We start from the raw sequence: 20,525 nt of genomic DNA, 5'->3' as shown, positions 1-20,525 counted from the left end.
GATGCCTCCTTGTGGTCGGCGCCATCATGCACGACGCGGTGTCGAGGTGCGGGCCTGGACGTCGTCGCTCACGTCATGGGCCACGCCCTGCTCGTGTCCGCCGGCCGCTTCCAGCCTCTCGCTCAGCGCCTCGAACTGGCGCCAGCGCGCATGCGCCAGCGGCGTGACACCTTCGGCGTCCGCCAGATTGACGTCGGCACCGTGGGCCAGCAGCTGCTCGACGACCCGTTGATAGTCAACGCCGCCATCCCCCAGCAACACGGCCTCGATCAGTGCCGTCCAGCCGAGCGTATTCTGGTGATTGACGTCGACATCGGTCTCCTCGAGCAGCTGACGGCAGATATCGGCATGACCACGCTCACTGGCCGACATCAGCGCAGTGGAAGAGAAGCGATTGAGCACCGTCGCCGAGGCGCCATGCGCCAGCAGCCGGCTCAGGCAGCGGCCATAGCCGAGCGCGGCCGCGGCCAGCAGGGGCGTGTCGTGCAGGGCATCGGTCTGCTCGCAGTCGGCGCCGGCGGCCAGCAGAGCCTCCACCGCCTCCGGCTGATTGGCCTGCACCGCGACCAGCAATGGCGAGCGCCCGCGATAATCCACGTCATTGACTCGCTCGTGCGCATCGGGAGCGGCCAATGCCTGTGCCAGGCCCTCCAGATCGCCATGCTGAGCACACATTGTCATGTCCTTCATCACCACCTCCTGACGCCCGGCAACGGATGCTTACTCTTTGACAGCCTATGCGATCCTGAGCGTGACCGTTAGCCCCGCCAGCGTTCAATCGGCGCCTTGAGCATTGCCGATCAGGCATGGCGTGGTGAATGACAGGCAAAAAAAAAGCGCTCCCGAAGGAGCGCCAGTTCGTCATCACCGCAGGGCGCGGCAGACGAGACTCAGAAACGAAGCCCGTCCGGCTGCCAGCCGGACACCGTCAGAATACGGTGTCGTCCTGGCCGCGCCCAATCATCTCTCGGGATGGCCGTGATAGCGCTGAACTATCAAGACAAGACCGCCAATAAACGAGGCGGCGCCCTGTCACTCCGTGGGCTGTGCCCCGACCAGCGGGGAGCTCGGCAGCCAGACGCGTGCCGCCAGGCCGCCCAGGCTGGAGCGCTCCAGTGCCAGCTCGCCCCCGTAGAGCGCCATCAGATCATCGACGATCGCCAGCCCCAGACCGGAACCGGAGCGCCCTTCATCAAGACGCGCCCCACGCCCCAGCGCGGCAGCGCCCTCTTCTTCATTCATGCCGGGGCCATCGTCCTCGATGATCAACAGCACGCCGCCATCGCGGGTCTCGCTGCTGACGCGCACCTGCTGGCGAGCCCACTGCAAGGCGTTCTCGAGCAGGTTACCGACCATTTCCTGCAGGTCCTGCGGGTCGACCCGCACGCTGGCGTCGTCCTCCAGCGCCAGACTGAGCGTGATGCCACGCCGACTCGCCAAGCGCCCGAGCCCCTCGAAGACCGGCCCCGCCGCCTCACGCAGGCTGATGCGCCCGCTGAGATGCGCGCCACCGGCGGCACTGGCACGCGCCAGGTGGTGGCGCACGGCTTCATCGATACGTTTGAGCTCGGCGTCGATCCGCGCACGGTCCTCGCCGTCGAAGCGCTCGGACTGCGCCTTGAGCACGCTGACCGGCGTCTTGAGCGCATGCGCCAGATTGCCGGCCGCCGCACGCCCACGCTCGATCAAGCGCTGATCACGCTCGAGCACGGCATTGATGGCGCGGGTCAGCTCGGTCAGTTCCGGCGGCAGGCGGGTCTCTTCCAGCCGTTCCGCCTCGCCGTCGGCGACCTTCTTGAGGCGAGCCCGCAGGCGCCGCAGAGGCGCCAGCCCCCAGCTGATCTGCGCGGCAGAGCCGCACACCAAAAGCGATGCCAGCGCGACCAGCGCACCCGCCAGCAGCCACTCGAAGCGCGCGACCTCGGCGTCGACCTCGCTACGACTGGCCGCCACCATCACGTGCAGTGGCTGGTTGCGGCCGGGCAGGCGGATATCGCGCTCGAGGGAGCGAAGCACCTGATGGCGCGGACCCTTGAGGTCACGGCTGATGATGACGCCCTTGTCCATGTCTTCCAGCGGCGGCAGGCGTTGGTCCCACAGCGAGCGCGACGTCAGCACATTGCCGTTGCGATCGGAAATCTGCCAGTACCAGCCCGAATAGGCCTGATCGAAGCGTGGGTCGCCCAGCGAGCGTGTCAAGCCGGGGCGGCCCTTCTCGCGGTCGAACTGGATGGCGGCGATCAGCACCTTCGACAGCGACAGCAGGCGCTGGTCGAAGGCAGTAGTCACGGCGTCACGGAAGCTCCAGGCCAGACCGAGTCCGGTCAGCGGCATGACGATCAAGGCAATGACCAGCGAGCCGCCCAGCAAACGGCGGCCGACGGACAGTGGCTTCATGCGTCGCTGCCATCCGCCGGCGTCTGTGTCTCGGCGTCCGGATCACGCAGGCGATAGCCACGCCCGCGCAGCGTCTCGATGCGCTCGGCCCCCAACTTGCGGCGCAGACGGCTGATCTGCACGTCGATGACGTTGGAATCGGGTTCGTGGTCGCGGTCATAGACATGCTCGACCAGTTCAGAACGGCTGACCACACCAGGCACGGCGTGCATCAGGTGCATCAGCAGGCGCGTTTCCTGGGCGGTCAGCGACACGGGGCGCCCCGCCAGACTGACGGTGCCGCCGTGGGTGTCGCAGGCCAGATCACCCAGCTTGAGCACGGGGTGGGCATGGCCGCGAGAGCGACGCACCAGGGCGCGCAGACGGAAGATGACCTCGGCGGTCTCGAAGGGCTTGGTGACGTAATCATCGGCGCCGGCGGAGAAGCCGGCGGCCTTGTCAGACCAGCGCTCGCGCGCGGTCAGCACCAGCACCGGCACCTCGATGCCGGCTTCCCGCCACTGGGCCAGCCAGCGCGTGCCATCACCGTCCGGCAGGCCGAGATCCAGCACTACGGCATCGTAGCTCTCGGTCTGGATCAAAAAGTCGGCGTCTCCCCCGGTGGTGGCATGCTCGACCAGTACATCGGCTTCCCCCAGGCGCGCCATCAGCGCTTCGGCCAACGGCATGTCATCTTCAACCAGCAATATCTTCATCGATTCTCGGGCTCCTGACGCAAGCGGCGTTCTACCGGTGGCGCAATGGACAATGGCACTAGCATACCGTTCCTCAGGGCCGCCAGGCACCCTCGCGCCCTAGTCACAGCCTGCGCTGGCACTGCCTGGCCTGGCGACTGCCTGCCTCGTCCTACTGACTCTCGACCTCGGCATTGGCGCCGTCAGTCACGAGCGGCGCGTCGTCCGTCTCGGGCAGGGGCCTGGTCAGGGGCCTGGTCAGGGGCTCGGACAAGGAACCGCTGCCAGCGCGACGCATGGCATCCAGATTGACGCCGCGCACCTCTCGCAGACTGCCATCCGAGGCACGCACGGTGAATCTGGCCATCTGGCCCTGCGGCCCGAGCATCTCGACCTCATAGATCAGCTCGCCATGCGTCTCTTCGAGTTCCACCTCGACCACCTGACCCAGCCAGTCGCGCTCGAGGCTATCGAGCAGCTCGGACAACGAGATGACACGTCCGGCGGCGACTTCATCGTGCAGGCTGCGCCAGCGCTCGCTGTCACACAGCGCATGCGGCGGCAGTGCCAGCGCACCGACCAGCAGGCTCCCGAGCCCGAGGCACAGCCAGACATAGCGTTGCCGCCATTGACTGCCACGCGCTGCACGGGCGTCTGGCTGAGCCTTGTGGGGAGTCTGCATGAAGAGGAACCTCGTGAATGACGGCGGGGCTGGTGTGCGCCCAAGGCGGGCGCATGCGCGTGGCGCTCAATCTAGCAACGGAATGTGCAATCAAACCTGCGTTGGAACAACGCGGATCAACGCGAGAGCAACCACTGACCCTGTGATGCAGAGACTGACAGGAGGCAATGAACCTCAGATGAATTCACGTCTCAGCGTCGCGCAAGGTCGCCTGGCCCACAGTGAGTGCCATGCCCAGCCATCCTTGAGGAGGGTGTCATGTCCCCATCAGCCGCGTCCCGTATTGCTCCCGCTCGTGAATCAGACTCCGCATCCCGGCAGCCGCCGTCCTCGGCCGCAGGCGCCGCCCCGTCGCGCTTCTGGCTCGCCAGCCGCGCAGTCCAGCACTGGCGACATGGCCTGGGCGTCAGCGCACTCGGCCTGATGCTGGGTTCGGCTCCCGCCTATGCCAATGGCATCGAGGACCTGCCGGTGCGCCATCAGCTGTCGGCGGCAGAACTCTCGACCGCCGGACTCTCTGCAAATGGGCCCTCGACCAGCGAGCACTCAGATGACGGCAAGGCGCACGCCATGCTCGGCGATGATGCCGAGGATAGCGCGCTGGACACGGCCGCCACCCGCACAGCCGGTAAGCCTGCGACAGATAACTCTGAGGCCTCGACTACTCAAGGGCTCGCGCCAGAGCTGCTCACGCAGATGATGATCCACGCCAGTCGCAAGGGCATGATGGAATTCAGTACGATGGATATCCGCGACGATCATGTTCAGTTCACGGGCTGGGGGCATAATGGGTGGCAGATGGAACTGGCCATCAATCTCGCCGATAGAGAATTCATCAGCGAAGCGCTGCGCCAGAGTGATTCCGCGCCCGGCGACAAGGCCATCGATGGCGACAGCATGCGCCAGACCTTGAATTTTGCCGCTGTCGACGGCATCAATAGTGTACAGAGCGTCGAAGTCGCTGCGCACGCCATCCAGATTCACGGACGCGATGCGCAAGGCAGGCCGCAACGGATGACATTGAACATGCCGCTGCCGGGCAACGCTTTCAACCTCGCCGCCAGCGTGTCCATGAATCCGGATTATCGGCCGTGAACTGATCGACCCGCTTGTCCAGCCGCCGTGCCTTGAAGTGGTTCGAGGGCTGAACCCGACATCCAGCGCTGGATCAACGCCGAAGCCGCTTGACGGCAACGATGCCAACTTCGATGCTGAACGAGTCAACCGGCCACCCGATGCCATCAAGCGCCTCATGCAAAAGTGCGTCGCATCGAGCCCCATTTACCCATCCCCCGGCCCAGAGCACGAATGCCCATTGCGCCGGGAGGACAATACCCCTGTTTCCTGACCCGATATCCCCGACCACCCACTTTCACCTATCGGGTCATCCTCGCCCGGCCTGACGGCCCGGCTCTATCGTGGAGAAGACACATGCAAGGCCAACAGCACAACACTCTGTGGAATCAGGCTCGCCAATGGCAGGCCAATGCAGGCAACCAACGCCCCTCCAATGGCCTGTCCGGCCTCAAGCTGGTCGCCGCCTGGCTGATCGGTGGCGTGGTCATGATCTTCAGCCTGTTCGCGGCGCTGGTGATGATGGTACTCGGCATCATCATGCTGCCCTTCATCCGCCGTCGCATGAAAAAGCGCATGAGCGAGATGCAGCAGCGCATGCAGGAGGCCCAAGACAAGGCCAGTGGCCGCCAGAACTATTCGCGTGATGCCACGCGTGAAGACGGCAGCAGCACCGAGACGCTGGACGGTGAGTATCAGGTCAAGGAATAAGCCCTGACGCCAGAGACCGCTGAGCGTCTCACATTGGCCGACTCGCACTGGCCGATTCGCAATGATCGTCTCGTATTGATCATCACGACGTTCGCCCAAAACACAAAGGCCGCCCCATGGGGCGGCCTTTGTGCGTTGCAGAGTCCTGAAGCTGCCAAGGCAGGCTCAGGCACCTGACCATCACACCCGATAGACGCTGGCCGTCATCACCTTGGACATCAGGCGCATGGCGCTCTTCAGCGGCCCCGGGAAGCGATGACCACCGGCTTCCAGCGCCCACTGCTCATGATGGGCTTCGTCGATTTCCATCTGGCGCAACACGGCACGTGAGCGCTGATCGCCCTCGGGCAGCGTCTGCTGGTGCTTCGACAGGTGCTCGCCGACCAGCTCTTCAGTCGCGGCCACGAACCCGAGACTGACCTTGTCGTTGATGGCACCGGCCGCTGCCCCGAGCGCGAAGCTCGTCATGTAGAACAGCGGATTGAGCAGGCTGGTATTGGCATCCAGCTCGACGAGTCGTGCATCGCACCAGGCCAGGTGGTCGATCTCTTCCTGGGCGGCCAGCTCCATCTGCGTGCGCGTTTCGGGCAGACGCGCCGTGAAACCCTGGCCCTGATAGAGCGCCTGGGCACACACCTCGCCGGTGTGATTGATGCGCATCAGGCCAGCGGCGTGCTGACGCTCTTCGTCGCTGATCGCTTCATCATGGATGTCGCCCGCCGGAGAGGGACGCGACGGCTGGGCGGCATGTGGTACCAGGGTACGCAGTACGGTGTCGAACTGATGGATCAACTGATCGGCGCGGCTGTGATGACGTTGCGCCGAAATGGCATCGGAATGCGGCATGGGAAGACTCCTGCACGGCGTGAGCAATGGGGCCATCTTACGCAAGCCAGCCCGCGACGGTAAGGGGCAGAGTGTCGCCGGGCGAGGCCTGACCGGCTCCCTTGCGCCGTGGCATCCCCAATGCAAAACCGGCAATGCCGTTTTCACGACATTGCCGGTATGCGCCTGTGTGCCGCGCGCTTGTTATCGCTAGCCGCTACCTGCCCGCGAACCGCCGGTACAGGCGCCTGCTCTATGCCGGCTCAGCCAGCCGGCCATGTGAAGCGGCGACCACCCATCAGGTGCATATGAATATGATAGACCGTCTGGCCGCCATCTTCATTGCAGTTCATCACCACGCGATAACCGCCCTCGGCAAAACCGTAGTCCTTCGCCAGTCTGGCGGCGGTGTACTGCAGGCGCCCTACCGTGGCCAGCTGATGCTCCTCGATATCGTTGAGCGTGGCGATATGCTGCTTGGGGATGATCAACACATGGGTCGGCGCCTGCGGATTGATGTCATTGAAGGCCAGCACCTCATCATCCTCATAGACGATATCGGCGGGAATCTCGCGGTTGATGATCTTGCAGAACAGACAGTCCATGACACCTTCTCCCTTGAAGTGGGGCTGCCCACGGCAGCGTGGCCTGCCAGCGTAGCGCCAGCCGGGCAACAGGCCAAGAGCAGACGCAGGAAAACGCGGGCCAGTTGGCGGACAGGGCAATGTCGCCTTTAGGGAAACAGACTGATTCACCGCTGCCAGTGGGCGAATGAGGAAAACAGTAGGATAATCATTGTTATCCCGCTAACGAGAAGCCGCCCGTCATGCCCGTGTTCACTCGCCAAGATTCCTCCCTGCGCAAGGCCAACCACGAACTGGAGGCCGGCCTTGGTTCTCACGGCGAGACACGAACGGCCACTGTCGGCGCCCCCGCCGTTGATCGCGCCGAGCCTACGCGCGCCGAGAAGGCACGGGCGGCACTGCGTGCCGCGCCCAGGGTCGCGCGTGTTGACGGCGAGCAGGCCCCGGGCGAGTTCCTGCAGCGTGCCAAGGGCTTTCTGAAGGCCGAGGTCTATATCACGCATCTCAATGGCCAGCCGGTGGTCTGCAAGGATTACCGCCGCTATGCCGGCACGCCGGCGGCATTGGTGGCACGCTGGCTGGTACGCCATGAGCTGAAGATGCTCGAGCGTCTGGGCGACTGGACACACGCCCCCCGCGCCGTGGCGCGCCTGTCACCGCTGTCGCTGGCGATGGAGTACATCCCCGGGCCGTTGCTGAGTGATGCCGCCCTGGATGACGTGACGGATGCCCGCCTCAGTCAGCAGCTGATTCTCATCGTGCAGCAACTCCATCAGCGCCAGATGGCCCACAACGACATCCGTGGCTCCAACGTCGTGCTGCGCGATGGCGTGCCGGTCCTGATCGACTTCACCTCTGCCATCCGCCTGCCGCGCCTGCCGGGCACAGCCTCCCTCGCGCGCATGATGCGCCGCTTCGATCTGCGTCACTCGCTGAAGCTCAAGCAACGCACTCTCGGCCTGCCGCTGAGCACCCGCGAGGCACGCCTGCTGATCCGCAGTGGCCGCCTGAATCGCACCCTGCGCGTCTGGAAGAAAGGCATCCTGCCACGCCTCAAGGGCCGCAAGCACTGAGCCAGTCCGAGCCCAACCCCCTTCGTGTCTGCGGCTAGCGAAACCGCCGCTGCGCCAGCAGGCTCTTGACCAGCGGCGTGATGATCAGCTCGATGGCCAGTGCCATCAGCGCGCCGGGTACCACCAGCGTATGCGGGCGCGACATGAACGAGCCCTGGATCATCGCGAGCAGGAACGGGAAGTCGACACTGCCGGGATCGCGGAAATGGATGACGACCATCGACTCGGCATCCGTCGGGATATCCTGCGGCTCGAAGGGGTTGGAGGTATCCACCGTCGGCACGCGCTGGAAGTTGATGTGCGTGCGTGAGAACTGCGGCTGGATATAGCGCACGTAGTCATCCATGCGGCTCAGGATGGTGTCCACCACCGCTTCCTGGGAGTGCCCGCGCAGCTTGGTGTCGCGATCGATCTTCTGGATCCACTCCAGATTCATGGTCGGTGCCACCCCGATCAGCAGATCGACATGACGCGCGATGTCATGCTCCGGCGTCACCAGCCCGCCATGCAGCCCCTCGTAGAACAGCAGGTCCGTACAGTCCGGCAGCGACTGCCATTCGGTGAAGGTGCCGACCTTGTAGCCGGCCTCGATCATGCGCTTGTCTTCGGCATGGATGTAATGACGATGCGTGCCGGAGCCCTGCTCGCCATATTCGACGAACAGCGCTTCCAGACGATCCAGCTGGTTGGCCTCGACCGCGAAGTGAGACAGCTCGCGCTTGCGCTCCGGCACCTCCTGAAACATGCGCACCAGCTCGTCACGGGTATAACGGTGAAAGGCATCCCCATCCACGTAGGCGGCATGAATCGCCTCACGCGAGAACATGCGCTCGAAGGTGCGCATGACGGTGGTGGTGCCCGCGCCGGAAGACCCCGTCACGGCGATGATCGGATATTCCCGCGACATCAGTTGGCTACCCGGGAAGACATGGCTGAGACGGCCTGCTCGATGGCGGCACTGGCGCGCGCGCTCGGTTCCGCCAGCCCCTGCTCGCCAGCGAACACCAGCCCGACGCGCAGCGTCGCCAGTACCGTGTCATCGCTGATACGCAGCAGGCGGTGATGGACGCCAAGCCCCTTGCCGGACACGCTGTCGATGGCCGTCTCCACCACGAGCGCGTCACCCAGCCGGCCCTCGCCCTGATACTGCACGGCGAGATCCGCGACGATGCTCATCAGCCCATCGATGTTCCATTCGGGGAAGCCCAGCGCCTGCCAGGCCTGACCCCGCGCCTCGTGCGCCAGGCTGACTACGCTGTCGTGACCCAGGTGCTGGCCATAGTTGATGTCGCTGACCCGAATCGTCATCGGGTGGCGATGTACCAGGCGGGAAACCGGAAATTCAAGCCGGATACGGTCCATGCAGACTCCTTGTCGGCGAGACAGGAAAAGGGTTCAGGGCGGACGGCGACGCCATCTTTCGACGCCGGTCAGCCTCAAGAAGGAATATAGGATGACTAGGGTTATCGCATGCCCGATACCGACATGACCAGACCCCGACACGATGGTCGTAGGCGCTCAGGGCGTCGAGAGATGCCCCAACGACAAGACCCGGCCTGAGGCCGGGTCTTGTCGTGAAGCTGGCATGTCGCGGGGCGGTGGCCCGTGCGACTCAGCGCTTTCAGCTATCGCCGCGCTCGCGAGCGATGGCACGCCAGGCGATGTCGCGACGCACCAGCATGTCCTGCCAGCTGATGGCATCGACGCCTTCATAGGCACGCTCGGTGGCCGCCGCGACGCTGTCGCCCAGTGCGGTGACGCACAGCACGCGACCACCGCTGGTGACGACCTGGCCGTCCTGTTCGGCGGTGCCGGCATGGAAGACCTTGCAGCCGGTCGCTTCGGCAGCGTCGAAGCCGCTGATGACATCGCCCTTGCGGTAGCTGGCCGGGTAGCCGCCAGCTGCCAGCACCACGCCGACCGCCGCGCGGGAATCCCATTCGCAGGTCTGGGTGTCGAGATGCCCGTCTTCGGCGGCCAGACACAGCGCGACCAGATCGGACTTCAGCCGCACCATGATCGGCTGGGTTTCCGGATCACCGAAGCGGCAGTTGTATTCGATGATCTTCGGCGCGCCCTGGGCATCGATCATCAGACCGGCATACAGGAAACCGGTATAGGGATGGCCTTCAGCCGCCATGCCGCGCACGGTGGGCAGGATGATCTCGTCCATCACGCGCTGGTGAACGTCAGCCGTCACCACCGGCGCCGGAGAGTAGGCCCCCATGCCGCCGGTGTTGGGGCCGGTATCGCCTTCGCCGACGCGCTTGTGATCCTGACTGGTGGCCATCGGCAGCACGTTCTCGCCATCGACCATCACGATGAAGCTGGCTTCCTCGCCGTCGAGGAATTCCTCGATCACCACGCGTGCGCCGGCATCGCCGAAGGCGTTGTCCTCGAGCATGTCACGCACCGCGGCGCGGGCTTCCTCGTCGCTCATCGCGACCACGACACCCTTGCCCGCCGCCAGGCCATCGGCCTTGATGACGATGGGCGCCGGATGGGCCGCCAGGTACTCAAGCGCCGCATCGACCTCCGCGAAGGTCGCGTAGTCGCCGGTCGGGATGGCATGACGCGCCAGGAAGTCCTTGGTGAAGGCCTTGGAGCCTTCCAGCTGGGCGGCACCGGCCGTCGGGCCGAAGCACTTGAGCCCCGCTTCGCGGAAGCGATCGACCACGCCGATCACCAGCGGCGCTTCCGGGCCGACGATGGTCAGCTCGATGGCGTTGTCACGCGCGAAGGCGACCAGCGCATCGAGATCGTCAGCGGCAATCGCCAGATTGGTCAGCTTGGACTCGCGCGCCGTACCCGCATTGCCGGGCGCCACGAAGACCTCCTCGACACGGGATGACTGGGCGGCCTTCCAGGCCAGCGCATGTTCGCGGCCACCGCCGCCGATGATCAGGACCTTCATCTTTTCAACCTTCATGAGCCAGTGTGGATCAGGGCTACCCGCATGGCGCGAGCTACCGAGGAAATATCAGGCTGCGCATTATGGCAGAAAGGCGCCCTGCTCGGGGCGCCCCTTTTCACATCACGATGAATTTATGTGAAAGCTGGATCTGACACGGTGTCACACTCAGCGTCGCTCATCGTCCGACGGCGTGTCCGACTCATCAGGCGCCGCATCCGCATCACTCGGCTGTGAGCGTGAGGCGTTCTTGCCAGCGCCCATGCCAGCGCCCATGGCCTGCTGCCAGAAGCGCAGGTTCTCTTCGGCGACCTCGCGCATCATCTCCATCGGCGAGTGACGCATGGCCTGGGACCACTGCTCCTGCATGCGCTGCTGCTGCTCCATCATCAGGCGCGTGCCCTGCTCCAGATAACCGGCCAGCGGCAGCGGCTTGGCCATCGCGTAGATGCGGATGAACTGCTCCAGCAGCTCGTTGGAGAAGACCTCGGCCTCGCCCTCGCCCTGCTCCTGCTCGATGATGATGGTCAGCAGGATGGTGCGCGTGAGGTCCTCACCGCTCTTGGCGTCCTCGACCTTGAAGACCTCTTCCGCCAGCACCAGGCTGCGCAGGTCTTCCAGGGTCACGTAGCGGCTCTGCTCGGTGTCGTATAGGCGCCGATTGGCATATTTGCGGATCACTCGCACGTGTCAGGCTCCTGTCGATTTTTCTTCATTGTGCACTCAAGGGGGGGGACTGCAAGAAAAGGCGTCACCACGCGTCAGCCATTGACGCCATGCCAACGCTGTCCCCGTCGGGTCAGCATGCACGACATGCTAGAATAACGCCCGCTTGCCGTTGTCTGTAAGCGATGCATCCCGCCCTCCACTGCCCCGGTATTGCCATGAATCTGATTTTGCTCGGCGCTGACGACCTGACCGCTCAGGACCATGCACGTGTCACGGACCCACGCCGCCTGCGCCATCTGCGTGAGGTGCATCGTGCCAGCGTCGGCGACGAGATGACGCTGGGGGTGGAGGGTGGCCTGATCGGCCGTGGCCGCCTGGAGCGACTGGAGGCGGACAGCGCCGAATTCAGCCTGACGCTGGACCGTCAGCCGCCGGCGCCACTCGACGTGCATCTGCTGCTGGCGCTGCCGCGCCCGCGCATGCTGGCACGCTCGCTGGAACACGTCACGGCATTGGGCGTGAAGCACATCACCCTGCTGCATACGCGACGGGTCGAGAAGAGCTATTGGCAGTCGCCGGAACTGAAGGAAGACAAGATTCGCCAGCATCTGGTGCTGGGACTGGAGCAGGCGCGTGACACCATCATGCCGACGGTGACCCACGAGAAACTGTTCAAACCCTTCGTGGAAGACTGCCTGCCGGCACTGATGACACCAGCATCAGGCACGCCTCTGCGCGGCATCATCGCCCATCCTGGCATGCCGGATGAATGCCCACGCGCCGTCCGCGAGCCGGTGATGCTGGCCATCGGTCCGGAAGGCGGCTTCGTGGACTATGAGGTCGAGAAATTCATGGCGACAGGCTTTGAAGGGGTGCATCTGGGCGAGCGCATCCTGCGCGTCGAGACGGCCGTCACGGCGCTATTGGCACGCCTGGGCTGAAGAGCGCCAGGTCATACAAGCAGCAGATCATAGTAGCAGCAAGTCGTAGAAGCAGCAGGTCATGGATGAGGTGCCACCAGGGCCTGGATCTTCCTAGACGACTGGCGTGATATCGACACCGTCTGATCACACATCGAAGCCCGCCAGATGCCGCCATTCGCCCCAGTGGATGGCGGCGTCGTAATCGAGCAGGCAACGCTCGAACCAGCGCGCGCCCAACCGCCAGTCGCCGCCGCCCTCCAGCCAGGCACCGGCCAGATACTTGCGCTCGGACCACGGCAACCAGCCTTCACGTACCAGCATCTGCATGGCCTTGTCGGCCCGGGCATCGCCGGTTCGCCCTTCGCTCCAGCGCGCAAAGGCGGCGTCATTTGCGGCGTCTTCCCGCAACGCGGCGCCATACCAGGCCGCGCGAGCCTCCTCATCCTTGTCACGCAGCATGCGCTGCCAGCACTCGCGCTGCAGCACGATGGCCAGCAGCTGCTGATTGATCGCCTCATCACCCGCCTCGCGGCGGCGGGCATCCAGTACCTGCAGAATGCGGCGCGGACTGATGCAACCCAGCGCCAGCCATGCTGCCAGTGGCCATGCATCCGCCGGGCGCGCCATCGATTGCATATCGTCAAGCGTCTTCCCCGCCTCCCGCTGGGGTGCCAGTCCCGTCGGCACACCAGCGCCTTCGGCATCGACAGAGTGCGATCGCTGATAGGACGCCCCTTCGATCGAGTCGTCATCGCCCTTGCCGGCATCTCCCTTCGCCCAGGCCTTGCCCCACAGCAAGGTCGACAGGTATGCGCGGGCTGGCTCCTCGCCGCCCTGCAGCTCCGCAAGCCGGGCAGTCGCCGGCTGCCAGGCTTGCGCCGAGCCACAGATGGCATCCAGCGGCGGAAAGCCACGCGAGGCAGAATCGGGCCACGGCGGCAGGGAATAGGGCAGCCCCTGCAAGGGCGACTGCGCCTCGCACAGCGCGCGCCACTGCTCATCGTTCAGCCCTGTCGGCAAAGCCTCGTGTTGAGACAGAGCCTCGCGCTGAGGGCGGGCCTGCATGGCGCCGGGCGTCGGCGTCAACACAGCACAAGGCGGCAGCATCAGGTCGGCCACGCCAGCGTCATCGCCACCACTGGCGTGCAGCACCTGCGAGGCAAGCGCGGCGCAGGTCGCCAGGGCGTCATGATCGTCTGATGCGCCTGTGTCAGCAGAGGCCGTGTCACGCAGAGTGAGATCACTGGAGGGAGCCGCCCGCTCATCTACAACGCAGGACGCCTCATGCGCCACGCGCAGGCGCGCCGTCTCTTCGCGGGGGAATCTGCCCGGCAGCAGGCGATCAAGCAACGGGCCATCCAGCAGCTGGCTGTCGAAGGCGATCTGGTCAGGAGGGTGACAGTGGAGCCGGGTCGAGGCCGGCAGGCGCCGTGAGAGCTGCTGCAGGGCGCGGCTGTCTTCCGGCGCGGCGGCGAGGCTGACTTCCAGGCACTGGACATCGTGCTGGGCGACCTGCGTCAGCACTTCCTCGACGGGGTCCCCGACGCGCACCAGCAGGTCACTGCCGCGACGCAGCAGCATGCCACGCAGGTTCATCAGGCTCTGCCACAGCAGGCGCAGACGCGCGGGCCCCAGGCGTGGCAAGCCGTCGCTCGGCGTCAGCCAGCGACGGTCGAAGACATACATCACCAGCATCTGATGCGGGCGACGTGACAGGGGCAGCGCGAACAGCGGGTTGTCTTCCAGCCGCAGGTCGTGACGCAACCACACCAGAGAGGTTTCCGGTGCGTTGCCCGAATTCATGCTGGCGACCTCGTGCATGATGACTCCGTGGAACGTATGGCGTGCAACATTTGTACAAGAAAATCGACATCTTGTACAACACTTCACACGGTACATGTCGCGTTCCGGCGGGTCGGGCATGCGCTGGCGAGGGGTGCAAGTGCGTGATACATTCGAGAGGTTAGGTCACGTTCCATCAATGTTTTCAACAAGATCGCGCAAGTGTCTCCACTCGAACACACACTTGTCATCCAGGGGCTTCAGGAGGAATACGGCCATGCTCGCAAGACATGACATGACCGCACCAACCCGGCATATTCGCCGTCTGCCCGTTGCGGGCAGCCGGGGACGCGCTGCGGACCTCATCCCATCCTGGATGCTGGCACCCCGTGCCGTGCGACTCCCCTTCCTGACGGATCCGCCCCTTGCGACGGTAACGTCATGCCCGGAGCGATTGACGCGCTGAACCCGCGTCAGTTCCTCCGTGCAGCCTGAGCCAGCCACTGCCAACCCTTGCTGCCGCGTGACGCATGTCGTGTCTCGCATGGCCCCATGAGAACGTCTTCCTGACAGAGTCTCGTGTGTCCGGCACTTCATCGCAGCAACCTGCAGTGCGCTCGCCTATTCTGTCGGCACCCAGTGGCCGAAACTCCGCCTCCCGATCTCGAAGCTGGCAGTCCGGCCCTGAGCCTGTGTCTGCGCTGCCCACGAATGACGGACTACGTACTACAACAACGACTGGAGCGAGTCTTCCATGACCCTGCTGTTGATCGTGCTATTGCCGTTACTCGGTGCCCTGGTGCCCTTGATGGCCAGAAATCTGCCCCGTGCACGCCTTGCCTGGCTGACCGCGGTGGCGCCTGCCATAGCACTCGGTATCGCCGTCTTCCACCTTGGAGACGTCTTCTCGGGCATGGTGCCCCAGTTCCATCTGCCCTGGATCGCGGAGCTGGGACTCAACCTGTCGCTGCGCTTCGATGGTCTGTCGGGGCTGTTCGTGCTGCTGATTCTCGGCATTGGCCTGCTGATCATCCTCTATTCCCGCTATTACCTGTCGGGCGAGGATTCGCTGGCACGCCTCTACAGCTTCCTGATGCTGTTCATGACCGCGATGCTCGGCATCGTGATGGCAGACAACCTGCTGCTGATGTGGGTATTCTGGGAGCTGACCAGTCTGAGCTCCTTCCTGCTGATCGGTTACTGGTACCAGCTGAGCGAGGCGCGCAAGGGCGCCCGCATGGCCCTGACCGTCACCGGTGCCGGGGGCCTGGCACTGCTGGCCGGTATCCTGGTCATCGGGCATATCGTCGGCAGCTACCAGTTCGATGACGTACTGGCCGCGGCGGACCAGATCCGCTCCCACGAGCTCTATCCGGTCGCGCTGGTGCTGGTGCTGCTGGGCGCCTTCACCAAGTCGGCCCAGTTCCCGTTCCAGTTCTGGCTGCCCCATGCGATGTCGGCACCGACGCCGGTGTCCGCCTTCCTGCACTCCGCCACCATGGTCAAGGCCGGTGTCTTCCTGCTGGCGCGCATGCACCCGGTGCTCGCGGGAACAGACCTGTGGTTCTACATCGTCAGCCTGACCGGCCTGGCCACCCTGCTGTATGGCGCCTGGTTCGCGCTGATGAAGCAGGACCTCAAGGGCGTGCTGGCCTTCTCGACCATCAGTCACCTGGGCCTGATCACGCTGCTGTTCGGCTTCAACAGCCAGATGGCCGCCGTCGCGGGCCTGCTGCACATCATCAACCACGCCACCTTCAAGGCCTCGCTGTTCATGGCCGCCGGCATCGTCGATCACGAGTGCGGCACGCGTGACATCCGCAAGCTCAACGGCCTGTATCGCTACATGCCGCATACCACGGTGCTGGCGATGGTCGCCTCGGCCTCGATGGCCGGCGTGCCGCTGCTCAACGGCTTCCTGTCCAAGGAGATGTTCTTCGCCGAGAGCCTCGATGCCCAGCTGCTGGGCGGTCTGTCGTGGCTGATTCCGGCGCTGGCGACCCTCGGTGGCATCCTGTCGGTGGCTTACTCGCTGCGCTTCATCCACGACGTCTTCTTCAATGGCGAGCCGAAGGATCTGCCCAAGACCCCGCATGAGCCGCCGCGCTACATGAAGCTGCCCATCGAGGTGCTGGTGCTGATCTGTCTGCTGGTCGGTATCCTGCCGTCGCTGGTGATCAAGGATCTGCTGGTCAGTGCCTCCGCCAGCGTGCTGGCCGGACCGGTACCGGACTTCAGCCTCGCCATCTGGCACGGCTTCAATCTGCCGCTGCTGATGAGTGGTATCGCGCTGGCGGGCGGCGTCGCCGTCTATGCCCTGCGCCACCATCTCTATTCCTTCCAGCGTCAGTTCCGCGCACGCAACGCCCTGCTGGTGTTCGAGGCCAACGTGCAGCGCCTCGTCAAGCTTTCCGAGCGCAGCATGGACAGCTTCGAGAATGGCTCGCTGCAGCGCTACATGCTGTGGCTGCTGCTGACCGCGCTGCTGTTCGTCGGCATCGGCCTGCTGGCCGTGCCGCAACTGGGTGGAGAGCTTGAGCAACAGCCCTTCGATGGCATGCTGCTGACCGGCGCCGTGATCACCGGCCTGGCCGGCCTCGGCACCGCGATCACCCACCGCAAGCGTCTGATCTCGCTGCTGATGCTGTCCGTGGTCGGGCTGATGACCTCGCTGGCCTTCGCGCGCTTCGCCGCACCGGACCTGGCACTGACCCAGCTGGCGGTCGAGGTGGTGACGATGATCCTGCTGATGCTGGCGCTGTTCTTCCTGCCCCAGCGCACGCCCAAGGAATCCAGCGCACGCCGCATCATGCGCGACGTGCTGCTGGCCAGTGCCTTCGGCGTGGTGGTGGCGAGCCTCAACTTCGCCATCCTGACCCGCCCGGTGGAGTCGATCTCCGACTTCTTCATGGCCAATGCGGTCTCCGGTGGCGGTGGCCATAACGTGGTCAACGTGATTCTGGTCGACTTCCGTGGCTTCGATACGCTGGGTGAGATCACCGTACTGGGCATCGCGGGTCTGGCGATCTTCAAGCTACTCAACCGTCTGCGCCTGTTCATGCCGTCCAGTGACCTGGATGGACGTGGCTGGTCGCCGGATCGCCATCCGATGATCCTGGCCACCGTCTCCCAGACGCTGCTGCCGCTGGCTCTGCTGGTCTCGGTCTACATCTTCCTGCGTGGCCACAATGCGCCGGGCGGCGGCTTCATCGCCGGTCTGGTGACGGCAGTGGCCATCATCCTGCTCTACATCGCGCGTGGCGTGGACTGGACGCAGCGCTGGCTGCGCTTCCCCTATCAGCCCGTCGCGGCGGCCGGGGTGTTGATCGCCGGCCTGACCGGCGCCGGCAGCTGGGTGTTCGGCTATCCGTTCCTGACATCCTCCTTCGGCCACTTCACCCTGCCCGTCATCGGGGAAATCGAGCTGGCCACCGCGCTGCTGTTCGACCTCGGCGTCTACCTGACCGTGGTCGGCGCGACCCTGATGATTCTCGCCAATCTGGGCAAGCTGACGACTCCGCATCGCCCGACCAAGGAGAAGATGTGATGGAAGCCCTCTACGCCACTACCACCGGCCTGCTGGCCGCCTGCGGTGTCTACCTCACCCTGCGCGGCCGCACCTTCCCCGTCGTGGTCGGCCTGACGCTGCTGTCCTACGCCGTCAACCTGTTCCTGTTCTCCATGGGTGGCCTTGCGATGCACGGCAATCCAGCCGTGGTCGGTGCCGGCTCACCAGCGGCTGACCCGCTGCCCCAGGCGCTGGTGCTGACCGCCATCGTGATCGGCTTCGCCATGACGGCCTTCGTGGTCATCCTGGCGATGCGCGCGCGCGGCGACCTGGGCAGTGACCACGTCAACGGCAATCGCCTGGATGATTCGAAAGAGAAAGAGGACACCAAGTGATGCTGCAACACCTGATTGTCCTTCCGATTGTCCTGCCGCTGCTGGTGGGGGCGGGCCTGCTGCTGAGTCGTGCCACCTCACCGACCCTGCGCCGCACGGTCAGCCTGGTGGCCCAGGCATTGATGGTGGCCATCGCCATCGCGCTGGTGGTGCAGGCCGGTGATGGCACCATCCGCTACTACGCGCTGGGCGACTGGCAGCCGCCGTTCGGGATCGTGCTGGTGCTGGACCGCCTGTCGGCGACCATGGTGCTGCTCAGCTCGCTGCTGGGCCTGCTGGCCTGTCTGTACGCCACGGCGGGCATCGATGAGACCGGCTCCAACTTCCATGGTCTGTTCCTGCTGCAGCTGATGGGCATCAACGGCGCCTTCCTGACCGGCGACCTGTTCAACCTGTTCGTGTTCTTCGAGGTGCTGTTGATCGCCTCCTACGCCCTGCTGCTGCATGGCGGCAGCAAGGCACGCACGCTGTCGGCGCTGCATTATGTGGTGCTGAACCTGATGGGCTCGGCGTTCTTCCTGATCGCGCTGGGTATCCTGTACGGCGTGACCGGCACCCTGAACATGGCCGACATGGCGGTCATCGTCACCACGCTCGACCCGGGCCGTGCCGGCCTGATGGAAGCCGGTGGCCTGCTGTTGCTGGTGGTGTTCGGCCTCAAGGCGGCGATGCTGCCGCTGTACTTCTGGCTGCCACGCGCCTATGCCGCGGCCTCGGCACCGGTGGCGGCGCTGTTCGCGATCATGACCAAGGTCGGCATCTACTCCATCCTGCGCGTCTACTCGCTGATCTTCACCGACAACGCTGGCGCACTGGCGGACCTCGGTCGTGACTGGCTGTGGTGGGCAGGACTCGCCACCCTGGTGGTGGCGATGCTGGGCGTGCTCTCGGCGCGTGATCTGCGCACCCTGGTGGCCTATCTGGTGATGGTGTCGGTGGGCACGCTGCTGACGGCGCTGGGCATGAACACGATCGAGGCAGACAGCGCGCTGCTGTTCTACCTGATCCACTCGACGCTGGTCACTGGTGGCCTCTTCCTGCTGGTCGACGTGGTCGCCGGTCAGCGCGGCAAGGCCGGGGCACGCATCGTGCGCTCGCGCCCGCTGCTGCAGGCAGGCCTGCTGGGCGGCCTCTTCCTGATCGGCACCGCCGCCGCCGCCGGGCTGCCGCCCTTCTCGGGCGCCATCGGCAAGGCGCTGATTCTCGCCTCGGCGACGCCGGAGCAGCAGATCTGGCTGTGGCCGCTGCTGCTGCTGGCCGGTCTGTGCTCGCTGGTCGCCTGCTCGCGCGCCGGTTCCAGCGTGTTCTGGCGCACCAGCAAGGCCGAGCCCAGCGGCGAGCGGATCGGCGTAGCCCGTGGCATCGCCACTGGCGGGCTGATCTCGGCTGCGCTGATGCTGGTCATCTTCGCGGGGCCGCTGGCGAACTGGACCAAGGCCACCGCCGAGCAGCTGTCCAAACCGGCCCCCTATCTTGAATCCTTGCTCGGCAAGGACGCGGCACCCGAAACCGCGCCGCCACTGAAGGGAGATGCCTCATGATCAAGCCTCGTTCCCGTCTCTTGCCCACGCCGATGCTGTCGGTGCTGCTGTTGATCGTCTGGCTGATGCTGCAGAACAGCGTCGCGCCCGGTCAGATCCTGCTCGGGGCAGTGCTGGCCATCGCGATTCCCATCCTGACCTACCGCTTCTGGGAGCCGCAGCCCGACCTCCAGAAGCCCTGGCGGCTGATCAGCTACTTCCTGCGCGTGATCATGGACATCATCATCGCCAACCTGCAGGTGTCCTACCTGATCCTCAATCCGCGCGCCAAGTTCCGCCCGGCCTTCGTGCGCTACCCGCTGGAGCTTGAGGAGAAGTTCCCGATCACCCTGCTGTCGAGCACCATCACGCTGACGCCGGGCACGGTCTCGGCCTATCTGACGCTGGATGGCCGCCATCTGATCATCCACGCGCTGGATGTCGAGGATGAGCAGGAGTTGATCGACGAGATCCGCCAGCGCTACGAGCGTCCGCTCAAGGAGATCTTCGAATGCTAGACATCGCCCTGTGGATCAGCATCGCGCTGTTCGCCGCCTCGCTGGTGCTCAACGTCTTCCGGCTCGCCATCGGGCCGGACCTGCCGGACCGCATTCTGGCGGTGGACACCATGTACGTGAACTCCATCGCCCTGATCGTGCTGTTCGGCATCCAGCTCAACAGCAAGTCCTACTTCGAGGCGGCGCTGTTGATCGCCATGCTCGGTTTCGTCAGCACCGTGGCAGTCTGCAAATACCTGCTGCGCGGCGACATCATCGAATGACCTGAGCGGAGACTCC

20 protein-coding genes are annotated in these 20,525 nt (G+C 64.9%); 9 read left to right on the top strand and 11 right to left on the bottom strand.

Annotation, left to right across the window (positions count from 1 at the left end):
• Positions 1 to 24 precede the first annotated feature (24 nt).
• The 4 genes from MSG32_RS12130 to MSG32_RS12115 form a co-directional block, all read right to left on the bottom strand.
• Positions 25 to 690 carry an ankyrin repeat domain-containing protein gene (locus tag MSG32_RS12130; protein ID WP_052384714.1) on the bottom strand — a complete coding sequence of 222 codons (666 nt, stop codon included), beginning with the start codon at positions 688 to 690 and terminating at the stop codon, positions 25 to 27.
• Positions 691 to 1,032: 342 nt separating this feature from the next.
• Entirely contained in the window at positions 1,033 to 2,397 is a 1,365-nt protein-coding gene (locus tag MSG32_RS12125; RefSeq protein ID WP_131431216.1) for a HAMP domain-containing sensor histidine kinase, read from the bottom strand.
• Positions 2,394 to 3,092 carry a response regulator transcription factor gene (locus MSG32_RS12120; RefSeq protein WP_043334723.1) on the bottom strand — a complete coding sequence of 233 codons (699 nt, stop codon included), beginning with the start codon at positions 3,090 to 3,092 and terminating at the stop codon, positions 2,394 to 2,396. Before MSG32_RS12120 ends, MSG32_RS12125 begins: the two co-directional genes overlap by 4 nt.
• Before the next feature lie 151 nt (positions 3,093 to 3,243).
• On the bottom strand, positions 3,244 to 3,753 hold the full coding sequence (locus MSG32_RS12115; RefSeq protein WP_248379890.1) for a hypothetical protein: 510 nt from the start codon (positions 3,751 to 3,753) through the stop codon (positions 3,244 to 3,246).
• A gap of 258 nt (positions 3,754 to 4,011) precedes the next feature.
• Between MSG32_RS12115 and MSG32_RS12110 the strand changes: the two genes are divergently transcribed.
• Together MSG32_RS12110 and MSG32_RS12105 are read left to right on the top strand one after the other, a co-directional pair.
• Positions 4,012 to 4,848 (top strand): hypothetical protein, encoded by an 837-nt coding sequence (locus tag MSG32_RS12110; protein WP_248379888.1) that lies wholly within the window; start codon positions 4,012 to 4,014, stop codon positions 4,846 to 4,848.
• A gap of 336 nt (positions 4,849 to 5,184) precedes the next feature.
• Positions 5,185 to 5,538: a hypothetical protein gene (locus MSG32_RS12105; protein WP_052384715.1), complete on the top strand. Its 354-nt coding sequence runs from the start codon at positions 5,185 to 5,187 to the stop codon at positions 5,536 to 5,538.
• Positions 5,539 to 5,718: 180 nt separating this feature from the next.
• Here MSG32_RS12105 and coq7 read toward each other — a convergent pair whose 3' ends face one another.
• Both coq7 and MSG32_RS12095 read right to left on the bottom strand, forming a co-directional pair.
• Positions 5,719 to 6,366, bottom strand: coding sequence for a 2-polyprenyl-3-methyl-6-methoxy-1,4-benzoquinone monooxygenase (gene coq7, locus MSG32_RS12100; protein ID WP_043334772.1), 648 nt, complete (start codon positions 6,364 to 6,366; stop codon positions 5,719 to 5,721).
• A 260-nt stretch (positions 6,367 to 6,626) separates the two neighbouring features.
• Positions 6,627 to 6,968: a histidine triad nucleotide-binding protein gene (locus MSG32_RS12095; RefSeq protein ID WP_043334727.1), complete on the bottom strand. Its 342-nt coding sequence runs from the start codon at positions 6,966 to 6,968 to the stop codon at positions 6,627 to 6,629.
• A gap of 221 nt (positions 6,969 to 7,189) precedes the next feature.
• On the opposite strand from MSG32_RS12095, the gene MSG32_RS12090 reads away from it, so the two are divergent.
• Positions 7,190 to 8,020 carry an RIO1 family regulatory kinase/ATPase gene (locus MSG32_RS12090; protein ID WP_248379886.1) on the top strand — a complete coding sequence of 277 codons (831 nt, stop codon included), beginning with the start codon at positions 7,190 to 7,192 and terminating at the stop codon, positions 8,018 to 8,020.
• Between the two features lie 34 nt (positions 8,021 to 8,054).
• On the opposite strand, the gene MSG32_RS12085 is transcribed toward MSG32_RS12090, so the two are convergent.
• The 4 genes from MSG32_RS12085 to phaR all read right to left on the bottom strand — a co-directional run bounded on the left by MSG32_RS12085 (position 8,055) and on the right by phaR (position 11,618).
• Positions 8,055 to 8,927 carry a phosphoribulokinase gene (locus MSG32_RS12085; RefSeq protein WP_054555283.1) on the bottom strand — a complete coding sequence of 291 codons (873 nt, stop codon included), beginning with the start codon at positions 8,925 to 8,927 and terminating at the stop codon, positions 8,055 to 8,057.
• Positions 8,927 to 9,382 carry an acyl-CoA thioesterase gene (locus tag MSG32_RS12080; RefSeq protein ID WP_248379884.1) on the bottom strand — a complete coding sequence of 152 codons (456 nt, stop codon included), beginning with the start codon at positions 9,380 to 9,382 and terminating at the stop codon, positions 8,927 to 8,929. Before MSG32_RS12080 ends, MSG32_RS12085 begins: the two co-directional genes overlap by 1 nt.
• 259 nt (positions 9,383 to 9,641) lie before the next feature.
• Positions 9,642 to 10,934: a phosphoribosylamine--glycine ligase gene (gene purD, locus MSG32_RS12075; RefSeq protein ID WP_248379882.1), complete on the bottom strand. Its 1,293-nt coding sequence runs from the start codon at positions 10,932 to 10,934 to the stop codon at positions 9,642 to 9,644.
• Positions 10,935 to 11,099: 165 nt separating this feature from the next.
• On the bottom strand, positions 11,100 to 11,618 hold the full coding sequence (gene phaR, locus MSG32_RS12070; RefSeq protein ID WP_248379881.1) for a polyhydroxyalkanoate synthesis repressor PhaR: 519 nt from the start codon (positions 11,616 to 11,618) through the stop codon (positions 11,100 to 11,102).
• A 197-nt stretch (positions 11,619 to 11,815) separates the two neighbouring features.
• Between phaR and MSG32_RS12065 the strand changes: the two genes are divergently transcribed.
• On the top strand, positions 11,816 to 12,541 hold the full coding sequence (locus MSG32_RS12065; protein ID WP_248379880.1) for a 16S rRNA (uracil(1498)-N(3))-methyltransferase: 726 nt from the start codon (positions 11,816 to 11,818) through the stop codon (positions 12,539 to 12,541).
• A 126-nt stretch (positions 12,542 to 12,667) separates the two neighbouring features.
• Here MSG32_RS12065 and MSG32_RS12060 read toward each other — a convergent pair whose 3' ends face one another.
• Positions 12,668 to 14,344 carry a deoxyribodipyrimidine photo-lyase gene (locus tag MSG32_RS12060; protein ID WP_248379879.1) on the bottom strand — a complete coding sequence of 559 codons (1,677 nt, stop codon included), beginning with the start codon at positions 14,342 to 14,344 and terminating at the stop codon, positions 12,668 to 12,670.
• Positions 14,345 to 15,059: 715 nt separating this feature from the next.
• On the opposite strand from MSG32_RS12060, the gene MSG32_RS12055 reads away from it, so the two are divergent.
• From MSG32_RS12055 to MSG32_RS12035, 5 genes are read left to right on the top strand one after another with little or no spacing between them, the layout of a single operon-like run.
• Entirely contained in the window at positions 15,060 to 17,852 is a 2,793-nt protein-coding gene (locus MSG32_RS12055; protein ID WP_054555277.1) for a monovalent cation/H+ antiporter subunit A, read from the top strand.
• Entirely contained in the window at positions 17,852 to 18,208 is a 357-nt protein-coding gene (locus MSG32_RS12050; protein WP_043334740.1) for a Na+/H+ antiporter subunit C, read from the top strand. The genes MSG32_RS12055 and MSG32_RS12050 overlap by 1 nt, the downstream gene beginning before the upstream one ends.
• Positions 18,208 to 19,749 carry a monovalent cation/H+ antiporter subunit D gene (locus tag MSG32_RS12045; protein WP_248379878.1) on the top strand — a complete coding sequence of 514 codons (1,542 nt, stop codon included), beginning with the start codon at positions 18,208 to 18,210 and terminating at the stop codon, positions 19,747 to 19,749. Before MSG32_RS12050 ends, MSG32_RS12045 begins: the two co-directional genes overlap by 1 nt.
• Complete coding sequence (locus MSG32_RS12040; protein ID WP_043334742.1) at positions 19,746 to 20,246, top strand: Na+/H+ antiporter subunit E; 501 nt, start codon at positions 19,746 to 19,748, stop codon at positions 20,244 to 20,246. Before MSG32_RS12045 ends, MSG32_RS12040 begins: the two co-directional genes overlap by 4 nt.
• Complete coding sequence (locus tag MSG32_RS12035) at positions 20,240 to 20,509, top strand: K+/H+ antiporter subunit F (protein ID WP_043334744.1); 270 nt, start codon at positions 20,240 to 20,242, stop codon at positions 20,507 to 20,509. Before MSG32_RS12040 ends, MSG32_RS12035 begins: the two co-directional genes overlap by 7 nt.
• Positions 20,510 to 20,525: the final 16 nt, after the last annotated feature.

This window comes from Cobetia sp. 1CM21F (assembly GCF_023161745.1).
Classification (GTDB): Bacteria; Pseudomonadota; Gammaproteobacteria; order Pseudomonadales; family Halomonadaceae; genus Cobetia; species Cobetia amphilecti.
The sequence above is the reverse complement of the archived record's forward strand: the minus strand, read 5'-3'. Positions and strand labels throughout refer to the sequence as shown.